Annotated in this window: 19 protein-coding genes; 6 read left to right on the forward strand and 13 right to left on the reverse strand. The window is 66.1% G+C overall.

Going from position 1 to position 19,156, the window contains the following annotated elements; all coding sequences use genetic code 11:
- Positions 1-47 precede the first annotated feature (47 nt).
- Positions 48-1,661 (reverse strand): ABC-F family ATP-binding cassette domain-containing protein, encoded by a 1,614-nt coding sequence (locus BSZ39_RS02125; RefSeq protein WP_073715749.1) that lies wholly within the window; start codon positions 1,659-1,661, stop codon positions 48-50.
- Positions 1,662-1,750: 89 nt separating this feature from the next.
- Positions 1,751-3,511: an HNH endonuclease signature motif containing protein gene (locus tag BSZ39_RS14475; RefSeq protein WP_073715750.1), complete on the reverse strand. Its 1,761-nt coding sequence runs from the start codon at positions 3,509-3,511 to the stop codon at positions 1,751-1,753.
- A 218-nt stretch (positions 3,512-3,729) separates the two neighbouring features.
- On the opposite strand from BSZ39_RS14475, the gene BSZ39_RS02135 reads away from it, so the two are divergent.
- Both BSZ39_RS02135 and BSZ39_RS14960 read left to right on the forward strand, forming a co-directional pair.
- Complete coding sequence (locus BSZ39_RS02135; protein WP_158025069.1) at positions 3,730-4,524, forward strand: class I SAM-dependent methyltransferase; 795 nt, start codon at positions 3,730-3,732, stop codon at positions 4,522-4,524.
- Between the two features lie 48 nt (positions 4,525-4,572).
- Entirely contained in the window at positions 4,573-4,794 is a 222-nt protein-coding gene (locus BSZ39_RS14960; RefSeq protein WP_222842839.1) for a neutral zinc metallopeptidase, read from the forward strand.
- On the opposite strand, the gene BSZ39_RS02145 is transcribed toward BSZ39_RS14960, so the two are convergent.
- From BSZ39_RS02145 to BSZ39_RS02180, 8 genes are read right to left on the reverse strand one after another with little or no spacing between them, the layout of a single operon-like run.
- Positions 4,795-6,018 carry a CapA family protein gene (locus BSZ39_RS02145; RefSeq protein WP_158025070.1) on the reverse strand — a complete coding sequence of 408 codons (1,224 nt, stop codon included), beginning with the start codon at positions 6,016-6,018 and terminating at the stop codon, positions 4,795-4,797.
- 17 nt (positions 6,019-6,035) lie between these two features.
- The gene (locus tag BSZ39_RS02150) at positions 6,036-6,362 is read right to left on the reverse strand and encodes a metal-sulfur cluster assembly factor (protein ID WP_073715752.1); all 327 of its coding nucleotides are present in this window, start codon (positions 6,360-6,362) and stop codon (positions 6,036-6,038) included.
- A gap of 14 nt (positions 6,363-6,376) precedes the next feature.
- Complete coding sequence (gene sufU, locus BSZ39_RS02155) at positions 6,377-6,820, reverse strand: Fe-S cluster assembly sulfur transfer protein SufU (protein ID WP_073715753.1); 444 nt, start codon at positions 6,818-6,820, stop codon at positions 6,377-6,379.
- Positions 6,821-8,092: an aminotransferase class V-fold PLP-dependent enzyme gene (locus BSZ39_RS02160; protein WP_073715754.1), complete on the reverse strand. Its 1,272-nt coding sequence runs from the start codon at positions 8,090-8,092 to the stop codon at positions 6,821-6,823. It lies immediately after the preceding gene.
- Entirely contained in the window at positions 8,092-8,850 is a 759-nt protein-coding gene (sufC, locus tag BSZ39_RS02165; protein ID WP_073715755.1) for a Fe-S cluster assembly ATPase SufC, read from the reverse strand. The genes BSZ39_RS02160 and sufC overlap by 1 nt, the downstream gene beginning before the upstream one ends.
- 13 nt (positions 8,851-8,863) lie before the next feature.
- Positions 8,864-10,057: a Fe-S cluster assembly protein SufD gene (gene sufD, locus BSZ39_RS02170; protein WP_222842840.1), complete on the reverse strand. Its 1,194-nt coding sequence runs from the start codon at positions 10,055-10,057 to the stop codon at positions 8,864-8,866.
- A 2-nt stretch (positions 10,058-10,059) separates the two neighbouring features.
- Positions 10,060-11,505, reverse strand: coding sequence for a Fe-S cluster assembly protein SufB (gene sufB, locus BSZ39_RS02175; RefSeq protein WP_073715756.1), 1,446 nt, complete (start codon positions 11,503-11,505; stop codon positions 10,060-10,062).
- Complete coding sequence (locus BSZ39_RS02180) at positions 11,502-12,257, reverse strand: helix-turn-helix transcriptional regulator (RefSeq protein ID WP_245792401.1); 756 nt, start codon at positions 12,255-12,257, stop codon at positions 11,502-11,504. Before BSZ39_RS02180 ends, sufB begins: the two co-directional genes overlap by 4 nt.
- Before the next feature lie 131 nt (positions 12,258-12,388).
- Here BSZ39_RS02180 and BSZ39_RS02185 point away from each other — a divergent pair, with 131 nt between their 5' ends.
- Genes BSZ39_RS02185 through BSZ39_RS02195 form a run of 3 tightly spaced genes read left to right on the forward strand, consistent with a single transcriptional unit; the run spans position 12,389 to position 14,958 of the window.
- Positions 12,389-13,294, forward strand: a complete 906-nt coding sequence (locus BSZ39_RS02185) for an ABC transporter ATP-binding protein (protein WP_073715757.1) — start codon at positions 12,389-12,391, stop codon at positions 13,292-13,294.
- Entirely contained in the window at positions 13,291-14,007 is a 717-nt protein-coding gene (locus BSZ39_RS02190; RefSeq protein ID WP_073715758.1) for an ABC transporter permease, read from the forward strand. The genes BSZ39_RS02185 and BSZ39_RS02190 overlap by 4 nt, the downstream gene beginning before the upstream one ends.
- Positions 14,008-14,031: 24 nt before the next feature.
- Entirely contained in the window at positions 14,032-14,958 is a 927-nt protein-coding gene (locus BSZ39_RS02195) for a COX15/CtaA family protein (RefSeq protein ID WP_158025071.1), read from the forward strand.
- A 716-nt stretch (positions 14,959-15,674) separates the two neighbouring features.
- Here BSZ39_RS02195 and BSZ39_RS02200 read toward each other — a convergent pair.
- Both BSZ39_RS02200 and BSZ39_RS02205 read right to left on the reverse strand, forming a co-directional pair.
- On the reverse strand, positions 15,675-16,190 hold the full coding sequence (locus tag BSZ39_RS02200; protein ID WP_073715760.1) for a pyridoxamine 5'-phosphate oxidase family protein: 516 nt from the start codon (positions 16,188-16,190) through the stop codon (positions 15,675-15,677).
- On the reverse strand, positions 16,153-17,070 hold the full coding sequence (locus BSZ39_RS02205; protein WP_073715761.1) for an NUDIX domain-containing protein: 918 nt from the start codon (positions 17,068-17,070) through the stop codon (positions 16,153-16,155). The genes BSZ39_RS02200 and BSZ39_RS02205 overlap by 38 nt, the downstream gene beginning before the upstream one ends.
- Before the next feature lie 236 nt (positions 17,071-17,306).
- On the opposite strand from BSZ39_RS02205, the gene BSZ39_RS02210 reads away from it, so the two are divergent.
- Entirely contained in the window at positions 17,307-17,486 is a 180-nt protein-coding gene (locus BSZ39_RS02210) for a hypothetical protein (RefSeq protein ID WP_073715762.1), read from the forward strand.
- Between the two features lie 18 nt (positions 17,487-17,504).
- On the opposite strand, the gene BSZ39_RS02215 is transcribed toward BSZ39_RS02210, so the two are convergent.
- The gene (locus BSZ39_RS02215) at positions 17,505-19,148 is read right to left on the reverse strand and encodes a CTP synthase (protein ID WP_187343223.1); all 1,644 of its coding nucleotides are present in this window, start codon (positions 19,146-19,148) and stop codon (positions 17,505-17,507) included.
- Positions 19,149-19,156: the final 8 nt, after the last annotated feature.

Genomic DNA, 19,156 nt, shown 5'->3' on the forward strand with positions numbered 1-19,156 from the left:
ATCATACAAAAATGACTGATTTCTGCATATCAGCCAGTTATGACTGATTAAGCGAGGGAGATGAGTTCCTCGTAGTCGGGGCTCCAGAGGTCCTCGTCACCGTCCGGTAGGAGGAGGACGCGGTCGGGGTCGAGGGCCCGGACCGCTCCCTCGTCGTGCGAGACCAGGACGACGGCACCGCTGAAGGCCGCGAGCGCCGCGAGGATCTCGTCGCGTGAGGCGGGGTCGAGGTTGTTTGTCGGCTCGTCAAGCAGCAGGACGTTGGCCGAGGAGACGACGAGGACCGCGAGCGCGAGGCGCGTCTTCTCGCCGCCGGACAACACGGATGTGGGTTTGTCGGCGTCGTCGCCCGAAAAGAGGAACGAGCCGAGGATGTTGCGCACTCCGGTGTCGTCGAGTTCGGGGGCGGCGCTGCGCAGATTGTCGACGACGGTGTGGCTCATGTCGAGCGTTTCGTGTTCCTGGGCGTAGTAGCCGAGCTTGAGACCGTGGCCGGCCTTGACTTTGCCGGTGTCGGGCTCTTCGATTCCGGCGAGCAGGCGCAGCAGGGTGGTCTTGCCGGCGCCGTTCAGTCCGAGGACGACGACTTTGGAGCCACGATCGATGGCGAGGTCGACGCCGGTGAAGACCTCGAGAGAGCCGTACCACTTGGATAGGCCCTGGGCAGTCAGGGGCGTCTTGCCGCAAGGGGCCGGGTCGGGAAAGCGCAGGTTGGCGACGCGCTCGGCGCGGCGCTCATCGGACAGGCCTGCGAGCATACGTTCGGCGCGGCGGGCCATGTTCTGCGCAGCGACGGCTTTGGTGGCCTTGGCGCGCATCTTGTCGGCCTGGGCGAGAAGCGCGGAGGCCTTCTTTTCGGTGTTAGCGCGTTCGCGCTTGCGGCGGCGCTCGTCGGCGTCGCGCTGCTTGAGGTAGGCGTCCCAGCCCATCTTGTAGATGTCGAGTTCGGCGCGGGTCGCGTCGAGGTAGAACACTTCGTTGGCGACGGTACGGACGAGATCGACGTCGTGGGAGATCATGATGAGTCCGCCCGAATACGTCTTGAGGTAGTCGCGCAGCCAGATGATCGAGTCGTGGTCGAGATGGTTGGTGGGCTCGTCGAGCAGCAGCGTGGTGGCGTCGGAGAACAGGATGCGCGCGAGTTCGACGCGGCGGCGCTGGCCACCGGACAGGGTTTTGAGCGGCTGGTCGAGGACGCGGGTGGGGAGGCCGAGGTTGGAGGTGATGCGGGCGGCTTCGGCGTGGGCGGCCCAGCCGCCTTGGGCGGTGAACTCGGCGTCGAGACGCACGTAGCGCTCCATGGCTTTTTGCTGCCGGGCGCCGGTCGCGGTGCTCATCTCGTGTTCGGCTTTGGCGATGCGGCGGACGATCTCGTCGATGCCGCGCACGGATAGGACGCGGTCCTTGGCAAGCTGCTCGAGGTCGCCAGTGCGAGGGTCTTGCGGCAGGTAGCCAATTTCGCCCTTGCGCATGATCGTGCCCTCGTGGGAGATGGCGCTGGAGGTCGATTCTTCACCGGCAAGGAGCTTCGTCAGGGTCGTCTTGCCGGCGCCGTTGCGGCCGACGAGGGCGATGCGCTGGGAGGGGCCGACATGGAAGGTTGCGTCCGCGATGAGTTCGCGTGCGCCGATGCGCACCGAGACGTTCTTCGCGGAGATCATGAGGTGGTCCTTTCCTTGGCCGCGTCCCATCGTAGCGACGAAGGCGGCAAAAGCCCGCATTGTTTTTGTGGCCGACGGTGCTAGTTACCTCACGCTGCGGCGTTCTCCCCCGGCTCCGACTGGCTCGCCGGGTCGGTCTGGTCCCCTGGCTCGGTTTGCCTCGTGGGCTGGGGTGAGCGGTAGGGCTTGTAGCGGTCGTGGGTGATCGGGCGCTGGTCCGGGTCAAAGCGGCGCGGCGGGATGATGACGGGGACATGGTCGCTTCCCATGCGTGCGGTCCAGTTCTCGTAATCGCCCGGGTCGTGCTGCAACTGGCGGTGGTGGTGCGGGCAGACGAGGACGAGGTTGTCACGTACGGTCGGCCCTCCCGCGGCCCACGGGACGATATGGTGCACGTCGCAGTAGGAGGCGGGCACGAGGCAGCCGGGGAAGATGCAGCCACGGTCGCGGACGGCGAGTTCGCGTCGCAGTTTGACGCTGATGGTTCGCGATCTCGCGGTCGAGCCGCGGGGTACTCCGAGGTCGTCGATGTCGACGAACATCATCTCGGCGTCGCAGGACAGCAGCCTGAGGTCGAGGGCTGAGATGGGGGTGCCGTCTTCGGTTCGGCGGTGCCAGTGCCGTGAGGCGTTGGTGCGGAGGGCTTCGAGGAATTCTCTGGAGCGCTCGCGGGCCGCGCGTTCGTGCTCGAGTTCCTCGGGTGGTGGGATCAGATGCGGCGGGAACGAACGATCGGCTGGTGGGTCCGCGCCTGGCGGGTCCCCGTCAGGCGGGTCGGTAGGTGGCGGCCCTGCGATTCTTCGGTCGGTGGCTGGCAGGTCGTCGGCGTGGAGTTCGTCGGTGCAGATGTCGAGGTCCAGCTGGGGGCGGGCGAACGGGTCGATGCGCGTCTCGACCGGGTCGAGGCCGAGGAGCTGGCAGGATTCGGCGAGCCAGGAGCGGAAATCGGCCGTGACGATGATGCGGGGGCGGTCTCCGCCCACCGACGGGGACCGGGTGTCCTGGTGGTTTTCGCCCAGCAGCTCGATGAGGGCGTCGGCGCAATACTGGGCACGAGTACCGACGGGCGCCTCGGCGTTCGTCGCGGGCGAGTTCGTCGCGCCGGCGCTAGTCGCGTCGGTGTTCGTGGCGTCGGCGGCCTTGGTGGCTTCGTAGAACTTGGCTTCGCCGCGGGCGTTGATGATCGCCAGGACATCGAGCACCGCCGTCGTCGGGTAGCGCAGCGTCATCGTCGTCGTGCGGCCATCGGCCGACTGGCTGATGAACAGGCCCCGGTTGTTGAACGCGCGCTGGGCTTCGCGCGCGGCGTGTTCTTCCTGCTCGGCAAGGGAGTCTTCGGCGATATGGGCCGACAGCGCTGCGGCCTGGGTGGCGAAGGATGCGGGGTCGTGGTCGCGGGCGAGCTCGAGCAGTGTGCGCTGCGCCCCGGCGATGATGGCGGGATCGGCGATGGCATGCGGATCTTCTTTGATGGCGTCGAGAGTCGCGATGGCGGTCTTCGCATGAGCGTAGGTCATCGCGCCGGCGCGGATGGCATCGAGGATTGCCGGGTAGCGGGCGAACGTGCTCGCCGATTTGATCTGGCTGCGGGCGGCGGACTGGGACGTGTTCGTTTCGATGCGGACCCAGCTTGAGGTCGGAAGGCCGGTTTCGCTCGTCGTCGTCTCATCGCGTTCGAGATCCGACAGGGTTCCTGCTTTTAGGCCCGCGAGGCTCGCTTCCAGGCGCAGGATGACGCGGGTAGCGTCGAGCCGTTCGGCATCACTGAGCGTGGCAATATCGCTCGCACTGATCCCCTGCAGGGCCGCTTCGACCTGCTGCAGGGTGGCGAGGGTGCCGGTGATGCTCATGACACGATCGTACAGCTGTTCGAATAATGGCGATAGGGCCTACAAGGCATCTCGCTAAAGTTTGACGGCACTCGACAGTTGCCTGTGGATAACGCTGAGGTGGGGCGGGCGCGGACTGTGGTGCGCGTCGGGCATCAGCATGCGGGTAATGCCCTATCGCCTCCCTGTGGGTAGCGGCGGCCAGATTGCGGCTATCACCAAGGCGCTACAGTAGCTGCGTGATCTCCGAGAAGCCGATTGAGCCCATCCGCGCGACGCGGCGCGATCGGCGGACGCGCGAGCGGCGCGCGGCCGCGTTTCGTCAGGCCGATGAGAGCTACCAGAAATATCGCCCGGACTACCCTGCTGAGATCGCCGATGCGGTCGCCGAGCTCGCCCAGCAGGAGGGTGGGACGGTCATCGACTGCGGGGCCGGGACCGGCAAGTTCACGGACATGCTGCTGGCACGCGGCTGCGAGGTAATCGCCGTCGAGCCCGCCGAAGCAATGGCGCGGCAGCTGGCGGCCCGGCTCCCCCACGTGTGCGTCGTCGATGCCCGCGGCGAGGCGACCGGGCTCGCGGACGGGTGCGCGTCGGTCATGACGTATGCGCAATCCTGGCATTGGGTCGACGAGATCGCGGCGAGCGCTGAGGCGCACCGGCTGCTAGCGCCCGGCGGCCATCTCGTTCTCATCTGGAACCAGTTCGATACCGAGGTGGCGTGGGTGCACCGACTCACGCGGATCATGCGCAGCGGCGATGTCCACCTCACCCGCGGCTACCGCGACCTGGCGCCGTATTTTGGCGTGCCGCGGCGTCTCACGTCGTCCTTCACCCAGGACCTCCTCCCCCGCGACGTCATGGCTCTGGCGCGGACCCGATCGTCGTATCTCGCCGCGAGCGAGGCCGTGCGCGGTCGCATGCAGGACAACCTGCGGTGGTACCTCAACGAGCATCTCGGCTATGGCGAGGACGACCTCGTGAGCCTGCCGTACACGTGCGTCGCCTGGGTATACGAACGCCTGACGCCTTAACGAGAGCGGTTACGGCTCACCACCTTGTCGCCGGCGGCGTCGGCGGTCTTGGCGGCCTGTTATTCCTCTTGCTCTACATGTTCTTGGGCGGCGATCCCTCGACCGCGCCGATCGGCGGCACCGGGCCGCGGCAGCGCCCAGCAGCAGGGCCGGGTCTCGCCCGAGACGTGGACGCACGGCAGCGCCGAGCAGCGCATGAAGTGGTTTACGCAAGGGTTCAAGCATGGCTGGATGCAGGCGTGCGATACCTGGTCGGTCCAGCAGCCCTAGCTAGCCCTTCTTGGGGGCGTCGACGAGCGTGACCTTGGCGCCGCCCTTGGGCGGGTTCTTCTCCAGGTGCTCGTCGCCCATGACCTTCAGGAGCGCGTCCCAGCGTGCCTTGATGCGGTCGGGCTTGAGCGTGACGCCCTTCGGGCGGTCGCCGTCGACGAGCGAGGACAGCATGAAGTGGTGGCGGCGGGCGTCGAGGTCCATCGTCACGGGCGTGTATTTCATCGCGCCGACGCGCGCGCCGTCGTCGTCGACGGTGATGGCCAGCTGGGCGATGAGGCCCGTCGCGGTCTCGCGCGTGCAGCATTTTTCGTCCTGCCCGGACCAGAAGTTGCCCGTCGAGTAGACGATCGGGACCTTCTTGCCGTCCTTGCCGGCAAGTTCGGCGACCTCCTGCGGCACGTGCGGGTGGGTGCCGATGATCGCGTCGACGACGCCGGTGTCGGCGAGCTGTTGGCCGATGGCGCGCTGTTCGTCGTTCGGTTTCATCTGGTATTCGATGCCCCAGTGCGGGCTCGCGATGACGATGTCGGCGCCGGCGTCCTTGGCGCGCTTGGCCGCGTCGGCGATGTCTTCGAGCATGTTGACGGCCTGGAAGCCCTGCTTCTTGCCGGGGTCGGGCATGCCGTTCAGGCCATAGGTGCCGGACACGTGCGCGAGCGTGAAGCTGCGGCCGTCTTTTTCGACGCGGTAGTAGCGCGGGGCGAGGCGCTCGTCGTTCGTCCGGCCGACGCCGGTGACGCCGAGTCCCGCCGCGTCGAAGGCGTCGAGCGTAGTTTTCAGGCCGTCCCAGCCACGGTCGGCGGTGTGGTTCGTCGCGAAGGTGCAGCCGTCCCAACCGAGGGTTTTCAGGTCGCCGATGAGCTGTTTGGGCGCGCCGAACATCGGGTAGCCGCTGGGTTTCGTGCCCTCGGGTGCGATCGGAACCTCGAGCGAGCACAGCGCGATATCCGCGCCCTCAACGAAGGGCTTCGACGCGGCCATGTTCGGCGTGAAGTCATAGCCGTCGGCCGTCTTCGCCGCCTGGAACAGCGAGGTGTGCGGCAGGACGTCGCCCGCCGAGACGAGGGTGAACGTGACCGCCGGCTGCGTCGTCGTGGCGGCATCGGAGGGCCACGGCGTGATCGTCGTCGGGCTCGCCAACGGCTCGTTCGGAGCCGACGACGCGGTACAAGCGGACAGTGCGCACGCCACGAAGGCGGCAGAAATCAGGCGGCGTTTCACCCCGCTAGCGTACCGTGCTAGACGTTGAATCCGAGGGCGCGCAGCTGGTCGCGGCCCTCCGGCGTGATCTTGTCCGGACCCCACGGCGGCATCCAGACCCAGTTGATGCGCGAGTCCTTCACGAGGCCCTGGAGGCACGAGTACGTCTGGTCCTCGATGACGTCCGTCAGCGGGCAGGCGGCGGACGTGAGCGTCATGTCGATGACGGCGGTGCCGTCGGGCTCAATGTTGACGCCGTAGACGAGGCCGAGATCGACGACGTTGATGCCGAGCTCGGGGTCGATGACGTCGCGCATCGCCTCTTCGACGTCGGCGGCGGTCGTAGGCTGCGGGTCGGTAGTCATGGGGCTATTGTCTCCTATTTCTGCTTCGCGTCGGCGATGGCGTCGGCCAGGGCGATCCAGCCGAGCAGCGCGCATTTGACGCGGGCGGGGAATTTCGCGACGCCGACGAAGGCCGAGGCGTCGTCGAGCTCGTCGAGCAGATCGTCCGGAAAATCGCCGCGCGAATGCATCATGTCGCGAAAAATTCCGGCGAGGTGGTCGATGTCGGCGACGGCTTCGCCCTCGGTCATGTCGTGCATCACGGACAGCGATGCCTGCGAGATCGAGCAGCCTTCGCCCTCCCAGCCGATGCGCGCGACGCGGTCCCCGTCCATGTCGACGCGCAGCAGCACCTGGTCGCCGCACGTCGTGTTGACCTGGAAGGACTCACCGTCGTAGTCAGTGAGCAGGGCCCCGCCGTGGCGGGCCTTGGAGTGGTCGAGGATGATCTGCTGGTAGAGCTGTTCCATTGCGTCCATTTAGGCGGTTCCTTGGAAGAAGGGCCGGACGCCGGCGAGGCGATCGGCGAAGCGATCGATGTCGGCGCGGGTCGTGTAGGGGCCGATCGACGCGCGCGTGGAGGATTGCACGCCGAGCGCGCGGTGGACGGGTTGGGCACAGTGGTGCCCGACGCGCACCGCGATGCCGGCAGCGTCGAGGTACTGGCCGACGTCGTGCGGGTGCACGTCGCCGAGCGCGAAGGCGACGAGGCCGAGCCGCTCGCCGGACTCGGGACCGATGATGCGGGCGCCGGGCGTGGCGCGCACGGCCTGCAGGAGGTAGTCGCCGAGTTCGAGGTCGTAGGCCGCGACCTTGCCCATCCCGACGCCGTTCAAATAATCGATGGCGGCGGACAGGCCCGCGATTTGCGCGGTCATCTGCGTGCCGGCCTCGAACTTCATCGGCGCGGGCATGAACCGCGTCGCCTGTTCGGTCACGAGGGCGACCATCGAGCCGCCCGTGATGAACGGCGGCAGCGCGGCCAGAAGCTCGGAGCGGCCGTACAGGATGCCGACGCCCGTCGGCCCCATCATCTTGTGCGCGCTCATCGCCGCGAAATCGACGCCCAGCTCGCCCATGTCGAGCGGCAGATGCGCCGCGGATTGGCACGCGTCGAGCACCGTGAGAGCGCCGCGTTCGCGGGCCACCGCGACCATCGCCGCGACGTCGGTGAGGGCGCCGGTGACGTTCGAGGCGTGCGTGAACGCGAGCACGCGGGTGCGCTCGGGAAGGTCGGCAAGCGCCTCGAGGTCGATCGTGCCGTCGGGGCGGACGGGCACGACGTGGAACTCGGCGCCGGTGCGCGCGGCGAGCTGCTGCCACGGCACGAAGTTCGCGTGGTGTTCGACCTGCGTCACGGCGATCGTGTCGCCGGGACGGATCGCGAGGCGCTCATCGACGCTGCCCGGGTTAGCCCTATCGTCGAGGGTCGCGTTGAGGATGCCGTAGGCGACGAGGTTGAACCCCTCCGTCGCGTTCTTGGTCCAGACGATTTCCTCGGTAGCCGCGCCGATGAAGGCCGCGACTTTCGCGCGGGTGCCCTCGTAGATTTCGGTGGCTTCGACGGCGACCTGGTGGGCGCCGCGATGCACGGCGCCATCCAGACGGGCGTAGAAATCGGATTCGGCGTCGATGACGACCTGCGGTTTGAGCGCCGTCGCCGCCGAATCCAGGTACGTCAGCTGGACATCGCCGAGGTTGCGCTCCAACGCGGGAAAGTCGGAGCGCGTCACCACGGGCGAAGTCGGCATTAGTGCGCTGCCTGCAAGAAGCGGTCGTAACCTTCGGCTTCGAGACGCTCGGCGAGCTCTCCGCCGCCCTGTTCAGCGACGCGACCGTCGACGAAGACGTGGACGAAGTCGGGCTTGATGTAGTTGAGGATGCGCGTGTAGTGCGTGATGAGCATGATGCCCGTGTTGGTCTCCTCGTGGACGCGGTTGACGCCCTCGGACACGATGCGCAGGGCGTCGATGTCGAGGCCGGAGTCGGTCTCATCGAGAATGCCGAACTTCGGGCGCAGCAGCTCCATCTGCAGGATCTCGTGGCGCTTCTTCTCGCCGCCGGAGAAGCCCGAGTTGACGTCGCGGTTCGCGAAGTCGGGGTTCATGCGCAGGCGCTCCATGGCGTCCTTGACTTCGCCGACCCAGGTGCGCAGCTTCGGGGCTTCGCCGTCGACCGCGGTGCGGGCGGTGCGCAGGAAGTTGGAGACGGACACGCCGGGGACCTCGACCGGGTACTGCATCGCGAGGAAAAGGCCCGCCTTGGCGCGCTCGTCGACGCTCATCTCGAGGACGTCTTCGCCGTCGAGCAGGATCTCGCCCTCGGTAACTTCGTACTTCGGGTGGCCCGCGATCGAGTAGGCGAGGGTGGACTTGCCAGAGCCGTTCGGGCCCATGATGGCGTGGATCTCGCCGGAGTTGATGGTGAGGTCGACGCCGCGCAGGATCTGCTTCGGGCCGTCGTTCGTCTCGACCTGGACGTGCAGGTTCTTAATTTCCAGAGTGGACAAGGTTGCGTGTTCCTTACTTGATGAGGGCCATGGTCTGGTCGAGTTCCGCTTCGATCGCGGCGATGAGGCGGTCTTGCACCTCGGGCACGCCGATGCGGTTGATGAGCTCGGCGAAGAAGCCGCGCACGACGAGGCGGCGGGCGAGGTCTTCGGGCACGCCGCGGCTCATGAGGTAGAACAGCTGCTCGTCGTCGAAGCGGCCGGTCGCAGAGGCGTGGCCGGCGCCGGCGATCTCGCCGGTTTCGATCTCGAGGTTCGGCACGCTGTCGGCGCGGGCGCCTTCGGTCAGCAGCAGGTTGCGGTTCAGCTCGTAGGTGTCGGTGCCGGTCGCATCGTGACCGATGAGGACGTCGCCGACCCATACGGCGTGCGCGTCCTTGCCCTGCAGCGCGCCCTTGTAGGTCGCATCGGAGACGCAGTTCGGCAGGCGGTGCTCCACAAAAAGGCGGTGCTCGTGGTGCTGGCCGGCGTCGGTGAAGTAGACGCCGAGGAGCTCGACGTCGGCGCCTTCACCGGCGAATTCGACGTCGGTCGTGATCCGCACGAGGTCGGCACCGAGGGTGACGACGATGTGCTTGACGACGGCGTCCTTCCCAGCCGAGATGCGGTGCGAGGCGGCGTGCACAGCGTCGTCGTCCCATTCCTGGGTGCTAACGATCGTGACGTCCGAATCGGCGCCCGCGTCGATCTCGACGGTCTGGGTCAGCTGAACGCTGCCGGTGTGGCGCAAGACGATCGTCGCCTCGACGCCGTCGGCGATGTTGATGGTCACGTGCTGAGCCGCGGCCTCGCGCGAGTCGCCGACGATGTCGAAGACGAGCGGGCGGGAGGCGGATTCGCCGACGGTAATGCACGTCGGGGTGCCACGGTTGGCCCAGGCGACGACGGAGGTGCGGTCGGCGGGCGCGCCGACCGAGCCCACGCACGGACACTCGTCGGTCGTGACGTCAAACGGCAGGCCCTCGGCCGTCAGGTCGGAGCCCTCGAACCTAATCGACGGTGCCGGGCCGGTGAGCGTATCGGCGAAGAGGTCGGACATCCGCTTGATCGGCGTGAAGCGCCAGTCTTCTTCGCGGCCGGCCGGGACCGGGAAGTCTGCGAGCTCGAAGGAACGCGGCTTATCCGCCTTGTCAGCTGCCGGAGTTGAGCCGTGGGTGTGGTCGCCGGCGAGTTCGGCTCGCGAATGATCGGTTGACAGTGTGGTCACGGTTAGCCCACGGATCCTTCCATCTGAAGTTCAATAAGTCGGTTGAGTTCGAGCGCGTATTCCATCGGCAGCTCGCGCGCGATCGGTTCGACGAACCCACGCACGATCATGGCCATGGCTTCGGTTTCTTCCATGCCGCGGCTCATGAGGTAGAACAGCTGGTCCTCGCTCACCTTGGAGACGGTCGCTTCGTGTCCCATCTCGACGTCGTCGGTGCGCACGTCGACATACGGGTAGGTGTCGGACCGGGAGATCTGGTCGACGAGTAGCGCGTCACACAGCACGTTGGATTTGGAATGCTTGGCGTTTTCCATCACCTGGACGAGTCCGCGGTAGGAGGAGCGGCCACCGTTACGCGCCACCGACTTGGAGACAATCGACGAGGAGGTGTGCGGCGCCATGTGCACCATCTTGGAGCCGGTGTCCTGGTGCTGGCCTTCGCCCGCGAACGCGATCGACAGGGTCTCGCCTCGGGCGTGCTCGCCCATGAGGTAGACGGCCGGGTACTTCATGGTCACCTTGGAGCCGATGTTGCCGTCGACCCATTCCATGGTGCCGCCGGCCTCGACGGTCGTGCGCTTGGTGACGAGGTTGTAGACGTTGTTCGACCAGTTCTGGATCGTCGTGTAGCGGACGCGGGCGTCCTTCTTCACGATGATTTCGACGACGGCCGAGTGCAGCGAGTCGGTCTTGTAGATCGGCGCGGTGCAGCCCTCGACGTAGTGCACGTAGGAGCCCTCGTCGGCGATGATGAGCGTGCGCTCGAACTGGCCCATGTTTTCCGTGTTGATGCGGAAGTAGGCCTGCAGCGGGATCTCCACGTGCACGCCGGGCGGGACGTAGACGAAGGAGCCGCCCGACCACACGGCGGTGTTCAGGGCCGCGAACTTGTTATCGCCGGCAGGAATGACGGTGCCGAAGTACTCCTGAAACAGTTCGGGGTGTTCCTTCAAGCCGGTGTCGGTGTCGAGGAAGATGACGCCCTGCTGCTCCAGGTCCTCGCGGATCTGGTGGTAGACGACTTCGGATTCGTACTGCGCGGCAACGCCCGCGACGAGGCGCTGTTTTTCCGCCTCGGGGATGCCGAGCCGGTCGTAGGTGTTCTTGATGTCCTCGGGCAGGTCTTCCCAGCTGGTGGCCTGCTTTTCCGTGGAGCGCACGAAGTACTTGATGTTGTCGAAGTCGATGTCGGAGACGTCCGCGCCCCACGTGGGCATCGGCTTCTTGTCGAACAGGTCGAGGGCACGCAGGCGGCGCTTGAGCATCCACTCGGGTTCGCCCTTCAGTGCGGAGATATCGCGGACGACTTCCTCGCTCAGGCCACGCCGAGCGGAAGCGCCGGCGACATCGGGATCATGCCAGCCGTAGTTGTATGCACCGATGGAGTTAATGATCTCCTCATCGGTGCTCGGAGCCGGCTGGGGTGCCTGGCTGGTATCTGTCGTCATGAATTTCCTTCCGAATCTCGGCGAGGGGGGATGAACAGGGGAACGTGTGTGGTGCAGACGTGTTCGCCGGACGCGAGGGTCGCGAGGCGCTGCACGTGGACTCCCAAGAGTCGCGAGAAGGCCTCGGTTTCGGCCTCACACAGCTGCGGGAAGTTTTCGGCGACGGCCTGTACCGGGCAGTGGCCCTGGCACAGCTGCAGGGCGATCCCGCCGTCGCCGACGGGGCGAACCGTCGCGGCGAAACCGTCCTTTGTGAGCGCTGCGGCGAGGGCCTCGGCGCGTGCCAGCGGGTCGTCACCGGCGGCTTCGACAACGGGCCGGTAGGACTCGGCGAGCGTATCGAAGCGGTTGCGGGCAAAGGTCTGGACGGCCTCGTCGCCGGCGATCGTCGCCAGCTGCAAAAGCGCGTCAGAGGCGAGGGCGCTGTAGGGATTGGCGGCTCCCCCGCGCCCCTCGTCGGTGGCGACGAAGTGACGGGCGGGGCGGCCACGGCCACGTACGGTGTGGCTCGCGCCCTCGTAGTCGGTGATTTCTCCGTGCGTTTCGAGGGTCCCCAGGTGGCGGCGGACGGCCGCCGCGGTGAGATCCAGGTGCTTGGCGAGCTCGCGCGCGGTAATCGGACCGCGCTCGATAATGAGGTCGAGGATACGGGCGCGGGTGGCGCCGTCCTCAGTGAGCTCGTGATCGCCGGAGCGGCGCGGAACGAGGCGCGTTCCGTCGTCCTCGCTACGCGGTGGCAGTGTGGTTGACACGATGCGCTCCTCCTTCCGGTCCTGACTAAAACAACATTTTTATTGCTTAATTCATTCCCGACAACCAAGGTATACCTTCATGGGGCAGTTCTCATCTAATCGCCCCATCCGCCCATAGGTAGGCTGGGTGGGTGCCATCCCCAGCTCTTGAGGTTTTGGACCTCGTGAAGTCCTATAGCACTCGCCGCGTCGTCGATGAGGTGAGTTTTACTGCCGAAGGGGGCGAGATCACCGCGGTGCTCGGCCCTAATGGCGCCGGCAAGACGACGACGATCGAATGCTGCGCGGGCCTTCGCTCCCCCGATTCCGGCGCGATCCGCGTGCTCGGCAAAGACCGGCTCGATCCCGCGAGCGCCCCCGAGTTGCGTCGGCGTGTCGGCGTCATGGTGCAAGGAGGTGGCCTGCCGCAGGCACCGAGTGCGGGCGCCGTGCTGGCCCACGTGGCAAAACTGCACCGGCGCGCGGGCGCGGAACGTGCGCTTGCTGCCTCCCTCGGGCTGACCGATCGGCTCTCGACGGCCGTGCGCCGGTTGTCGGGCGGTGAACGCCAGCGGGTCGCGATTGGCTGCGCGATGATCGGCGAGCCGGATCTCCTCTTCCTCGATGAGCCCTCCGCGGGTGTCGACCCCCATTCGCGCCGAGAGCTGTGGCAGCTGCTGCAGCGGGTGCGCGAGCGGGGCGCGTCGATCGTGCTCACGACCCACCTCATGGATGAGGCCGAGCAGCTCGCCGACCGGATCGTCGTCATCAACCGCGGCACGGTCGTCGCGAACGGCACCGTCGCCGACCTCACCGGCGGCACCCTCATCACGCTCGGTGGGCAGGTCGCGGACGCAGACTCGCTAGCGCGCGCCGTGGATGGCCAGCTCATCGATGGCGCGGATACGACGATCGAGGTGCCGCGATCGAGCGCCGAGGTCATGCACCGCCTCACGAGTGAACTGCTCGCGCGCGGGCTTAGCGATCTCGAGGTAAACGTGCGGCCGCGGAGCCTGGAGAACGTGTTCCTGGCGCTGACGAGGGAGGACGAGAAGTGAGCACCGCACTGACCCAGGCGTCGTGGGAGACGCGTGCGATCTTGCGCAATGGCGAACAGCTCATGGTCGCCTTCATCATGCCGATCATCGCGCTTGTCGCGCTCCTGCATATCGACGCGCTCGGCCTGCCCGAGCCGAAGGCCGCCCACGCCCTCGCGGGTTCGCTCGCGATGGCCGTCATCGCCTCGGGGTTCACCTCGCAGTCGATCGCGGTCGCCTTCGATCGCCGCTGGGGTGTGCTGCGTATGCTCGCGACGACACCCCTGGGTCCGCGCGGCCTGCTGCTGGGCAAGGCGATCGCCGTCGCGATCATCGTCGCGGCTCAGGTCCTCGTACTGTGTGCCATCGCGTGGATCCTTGGCGGGTGGCGTCCGGTAAGCGGCGCGAGCCTGCTCCTGATCGCCATCACCGTTGCCCTCGGGACGCTCGCCTTCGTCGCGCTCGGAATGTGCCTGGGCGGTACGCTGCGCACCGAGGCCGTGCTCGCCGTCGCGAATATTGCGTTCGTCCTCATGGTGGTCGCCGGCGGCGTCCTCGTGCCCGTCGGAAAGCACCTGACGGGTTACTTCCTCGCGTTCACTCCCTTCGGGGCGCTCGGCGAGGCGATGCGTGCCGCCGCGCTCGGGAATCTCGCGCTCGTTCCCCTGATCGTCGTAGCCGCGTGGGCGGCTGTGCTCTCGGCCCTCGCGGTGCGCGTCTTTCGTTGGGAATAGGCGGCCCGCGATAGGATGGCAAGCGTGGATACCCCCGTGAATGACGCCCTTCAGCGACGCCTGTCGATCGCAAACCTCGTGGCCCAAGTCGGCATTATCGTGACCGGAGGTGCCGTGCGCGTGACCGGCTCCGGGCTCGGTTGCTCGACGTGGCCGATGTGCGAGCCCGGGCAGTTCGCGCCGGTCTTCCACGAGGAGTCCACGTGGCACCCGATCATCGAGTTCGGCAACCGGACGCTCACGGGGGTGCTCGGCATTATTGCTCTCGCGCTGATCTGGTCGCTGTACCGTAAGTCCGCGCCCACGCGGCGCGATGTGCGTCCCTATGCCTGGGCGGTCCTCGCGCTCATTATCGTGCAGGCGGTCGTCGGTGGCATCAGTGTCTGGGTGACGCTCCATCCGGCCGTCGTCGGCCTGCACATGGCGCTATCCCTCGGGCTCGTCTCGCTTTCGACGTATCTCGTCTACCGGCTCTACCGGCCGCGTGCAACGGACCCCGCTGCGCTCCCCCGCCTCGAAACGTCTCTACATGTTGCGATCGCTGCTGTGAAGGTCGCGGTCGCCATCATCGGTGTCGTCGTCACGGGCACCGGCCCGCACTCGGGGGATGCCGATAAGCCGTACCGGTTCGCGATCGATCCGCTTTTCATCACCCGCATCCACGCGGGCGCCGCCTGGGTGCTCGTCATTCTCGTCGCCATCGCGACCTACCTCGTTGCCAAGCGCAGTTCGTTGGCTGCCCGGCCGTGGCTCGTTGTCGTGGGCGTTTTACTCGCCCAGGGCCTGCTCGGTTACATCCAGTACTTCACCGGACTGCATCCGGCTCTCGTCGTTGCGCATATGCTCGGTTCGGGCCTGACCGTCGTCGCCATCACGTGGGCGATCGCGCGCAGCTACGCGCTCGATACTCGTTCGAACTCGCGCGAACCCAATAGTCGTCTTGGTCTCTAAACTCGTCGCATTCGGTCGCGAGTTCGATCGAGTGGCTCTCGTCCATGTTGTCCGCCATGTTGCCACCCACGGCAAACTTTTTGCCTTCCTTACCAAAGGCAGGGCCCGATTTTTGCAGAGAGCTCCACACGAAGCTGCTCGGAGTCTTAGTCTTCCGATCAGCCTGCAACAGGTCGATCCGGTCGGGATCACCGTTATCTAGGTAGTTGACGGTCACGGTCGCCAGGTGGTCGTCGAAATCGCCAGTCATCTCGAACCTCTTAACGAACCCATTTGGGCCGCCTTTACGGAAGCAGGTCGTGAGCGAAATCTTCGTCGCTTCCTTACCGTCGAGTGTGAAGACCTTTTTGTCTGCCGCCAGGAGGTGGTCAACGGATCCCGTGACCTCGCCCGGAACCTCGGTGATCGGAGTGATCCGTCCGTCGGCCCGAGGTGTTCCTGCAGTTGGCCACTGAGCGTCCACACGTCGCCAGACAACGTGACTTCCGGCGCCTTAAGCGTCGCGTACTTGTCCCAGCTGTAGCTTTCCTCGCCGCGCGACACCAAAACGCTGGTAAATTTTCCTCCTTCCGGCAGTGAACAGGGACGCCATGATGTGACGAACCCGAGGGGAAGAGTTCTTTACTCAATTCTGGCGACTACTTACCATCCTTTCAATGGTTTCTTACGATGTGTCGCCCCCATCTGTCGTCGACCAGAATCCGTGCGATGCTCGCTTAGAGCGCGACCGGCCGGATCTGCCAACCCGGCTCGGCGCGCTGCCCGCGCCACCGTTCACTCGCCGTGAGGTCGAGCCAGTCGAATGCTGCGACGGTGAGATTCAGCCACGCGAAATCCTCAAACGAGGCGAACTGCGCGCGCGTATGCTCCGCGAAGCCCTGCCAGATCCGATTGCGCGTCGCGGCTGCGCAGTCTTCTGCCACGTGTCCCGTCAGGCGCAGCTGGACCATATCGTCGTGCAGCGTGAACGCTGCCGCGGGGTTGGCAGAAAGCTCGAAAAACTTATGTGATCGCCGGGCGGTCGCGAAGGAGACGACGAACTGGTCAGATTCGAAGCTCCGCAGGATGACCGTGCGGACCTGAGGGCTCTGGTCGGCATCGACCGTGCCGAGGTAGCCGGCAGTGAAGGCGGTCCGCTCCGTGGTCGCCGTAGCAAGCCGCGCGCAGATATCCGAAAAACTTTTTCCGCGCGCCTCATGACTCGTCGGCCTGATACCGGGTCTCCCAGACATCGTGATAGACGTAGTAGTTCGGGAAATGCGCTTGCACGCGCGGCAGGAGTTCTTGCGCGGCCGCGAAATGCTGATCGGCGTCCGCCTTCGTACGCCAACCCGTCTCCCAGTCATAGGAGTTCTGGAAGTGCTCGTTCCAGTTGTCAAGATCTGCCGCGAGTTTCTCATCGCTCACTTCGGGCGCGTCGCCGCCCAGTAACCACAGCGCGGGGCCCGAGTAGTCCACCATGAGCCGCATCGTGGGTTTTTCCGCCGCCTTCGGTCTGGGCTGCTGCGCGGCCGCCAGCTGCTCTTTCTTCGCGAAACCGGCGATGACCGCGGCGACCGTGCTCGCGTTGGCGATATTGCCACTCATGATGGCCCTTATCGCTTCCTTAGCCGGCACCCAGGTGAGTTCGAATTCGGCTTCTTCCTCGCCCCGATCAAAGGGTTTCTCGGCTGGGGTCAGGTCCGTTGCGAGATAGACGTGGACGAACTCATCCGAACCGCCCGGGCTGAGCGCGAGCGTCATGAGCTTGTCGATCCGTCCCGCAATAAGATCGACCTCTTCGCGCAGCTCGCGGCGCGCGGTCTCTTTCGGGTCTTCGCCTTCGACATCGAGCAGCCCGGCTGGGATTTCCCACAGCTCGGCGCGGACGGGATGCCGGTACTGCTGGATGAAGGCTATCTCATCCTGGTCATTGATCGCGATGACGGCGGCGGCTCCGGGATGCTCCACCACGTCCCGTCGCACCGATTCCTGCCCGGCAGCAAGCTGGACCTCATCGATCCGAACGTTCACGACCTTCCCCTCAAACGCTCGGCGGGAGGAGATGACCTCCCGCTCGACATCGTGACGGTCAGCAATGGCGGATTCGCGGCGTCCCGGAAGGTGTCTCATGCCTCCATTATGGCGCCGAAAAGCCGGATCACTATCGGGAGTTTTATGACGTTCCCATTCGAGTCGATGATGCCTCGCCACCTTTGACCGTTCGTAGCCCTTGCCAGGGAGGCCAATGCGCAGCAGCGCCTCGTGCTGGAGAAGAACACGGCGGTTCGCATGCAGTGGACGACCGATGCGTAAGGCGAGCCCTCGGCTGCGAGTGTCGAGGAGACCCGGTCGCCGGGCCGAAGGACGTGACGGCACGCCAATTCGAAAAGAACAGTAACAACGCGACGACGATCTCTCTGCTAGGTGAATCGGTGCCACCCGCGCTGCAGCAAACGTCCCACGTCCTGCTGTCCAACGTCGGAACGGTCGGCTTTACCACGCCGTTCGAGACGCGAACCTCGGAGCTTCGGCTCCTCGCCTGTTGATTCAGGAGGGCAACAGGCTCAGCGTGATCCAGCGCCCGTAAGCGCTGCGCCGATGAGGCCCGCGAACAGCGGGTGCGGGCGCGTCGGTCGGGACGTGAATTCCGGGTGCGCCTGCGTCGCGACGTAGTACCGGTGGACCTCACGCGGCAGTTCGATGAACTCGACGAGGCCGCCGTCCGGTGACGTGCCGGAAAAGACGAGTCCGGCATCGGACAGTGCCTCGCGGTAGGAGTTATTGACCTCGTAGCGGTGGCGGTGCCGCTCGCTGACCTGGGTGGCGCCGTAGGTCTCGGCGACAAGGCTGCCCTCGGTGAGGGTCGCGGGATAGGCGCCAAGGCGCATCGTGCCGCCGAGGTCGCCGCCGGCAAGGACGTCTTCCTGTTCGGCCATCGTCGCGATGACGGGCACGGCGGAGTTCTCATCGAACTCGGTCGACGACGCGTGTTCAAGGCCCAGCACGTTGCGCGCGTATTCGATGACGGCGGCCTGCAGGCCAAGGCAGATACCGAGCGCCGGTAGTCCGTTCTCGCGGGCATGGCGCAGCGCGCCAATCTTGCCGTCGATGCCGCGCGCGCCGAAACCGCCCGGCACGATGATGCCGTCCACCCCGGCGAGCGCGCGAGCGGCACCCTCGGGCGTTTCGCAGTCATCGGCGGCAACCCAACGGATGTTCACGCGGGCCCGGTGGGCGAAGCCGCCCGCGGCGAGCGCCTCGGTGATCGATAGGTAGGCGTCCTTCAAATCGATGTACTTGCCGACGAGCGCGATCTCGACCTCGGCCTTGGGTTCGCGCACGGCGGTAAGGACGGTGTCCCATTCACGCCAATCGACGTCGCAAAAGCGCATCGAGAGGCGCTGGACGAGGTAGGCGTCGAGCCCCTCGGCGTGCAGCACGGCGGGGATTTCGTAGATCGAGGAGGCGTCGCGGCACGTGATGACGGCGTCGCGGTCGACGTCGCACATGAGCGCGAGCTTCTTCTTCACGCCCTCGGGCAGGTCGCGGTCGGTGCGGCAGATAAGCGCGTCGGGCTGGATACCGATTGAGCGCAGTTGCGCGACGGAATGCTGCGTCGGCTTGGTCTTCAGCTCGCCCGCGCTGGGCAGGAACGGGACAAGGGAGACGTGCAGGAAGGCGACGCGGTCGCGGCCGAGGTCCTGACGGACCTGGCGGGCCGCTTCGAGGAACGGCAGCGATTCGATATCACCTACGGTGCCGCCGATCTCGGTGATGATGACGTCGACGTCATCGCTCGCCTGGGCGCGCATCCGCGCCTTGATCTCGTCGACGATATGCGGGATGACCTGGACCGTGTCGCCGAGGTAGTCACCGCGACGTTCCTTTGCGATGACCGTCGAGTAGACCTGGCCGGTCGTCGCGTTCGCGGCGCCGGTGAGTTCGACGTCGAGGAAGCGTTCGTAGTGGCCGATGTCGAGGTCGGTTTCGGCGCCGTCGGTCGTGACGAAGACTTCGCCGTGCTGGAACGGGTTCATCGTGCCGGGATCGACGTTGACGTACGGGTCGAGCTTTTGCATCGCGATCGACAGGCCGCGCGAACGCAGGAGGCGACCGAGAGAGGAGGCCGTCAGGCCCTTACCAAGAGAAGAAGCAACGCCGCCGGTGACGAAGATGTGGGCGGGTCCGGGTTCAGAAAGTTTTACCACGGACCACC

Source organism: Bowdeniella nasicola (assembly GCF_001907295.1).
Taxonomy (GTDB): Bacteria; Actinomycetota; Actinomycetes; order Actinomycetales; family Actinomycetaceae; genus Bowdeniella; species Bowdeniella nasicola.

Bases quoted from the DNA above. Each gene is read 5' to 3' on its own strand.
- BSZ39_RS02150 (WP_073715752.1), bottom strand. From the start codon at position 6,362: ATGACTACCGACCCGCAGCCTACGACCGCCGCCGACGTCGAAGAGGCG.
- sufB (WP_073715756.1), bottom strand. From the start codon at position 11,505: ATGACGACAGATACCAGCCAGGCACCCCAGCCGGCTCCGAGCACCGAT.
- BSZ39_RS02160 (WP_073715754.1), bottom strand. From the start codon at position 8,092: ATGCCGACTTCGCCCGTGGTGACGCGCTCCGACTTTCCCGCGTTGGAG.
- sufU (WP_073715753.1), bottom strand. From the start codon at position 6,820: ATGGACGCAATGGAACAGCTCTACCAGCAGATCATCCTCGACCACTCC.
- BSZ39_RS02200 (WP_073715760.1), bottom strand. From the start codon at position 16,190: ATGTCTGGGAGACCCGGTATCAGGCCGACGAGTCATGAGGCGCGCGGA.
- BSZ39_RS14475 (WP_073715750.1), bottom strand. From the start codon at position 3,511: ATGAGCATCACCGGCACCCTCGCCACCCTGCAGCAGGTCGAAGCGGCC.
- BSZ39_RS02125 (WP_073715749.1), bottom strand. From the start codon at position 1,661: ATGATCTCCGCGAAGAACGTCTCGGTGCGCATCGGCGCACGCGAACTC.
- BSZ39_RS02205 (WP_073715761.1), bottom strand. From the start codon at position 17,070: ATGAGACACCTTCCGGGACGCCGCGAATCCGCCATTGCTGACCGTCAC.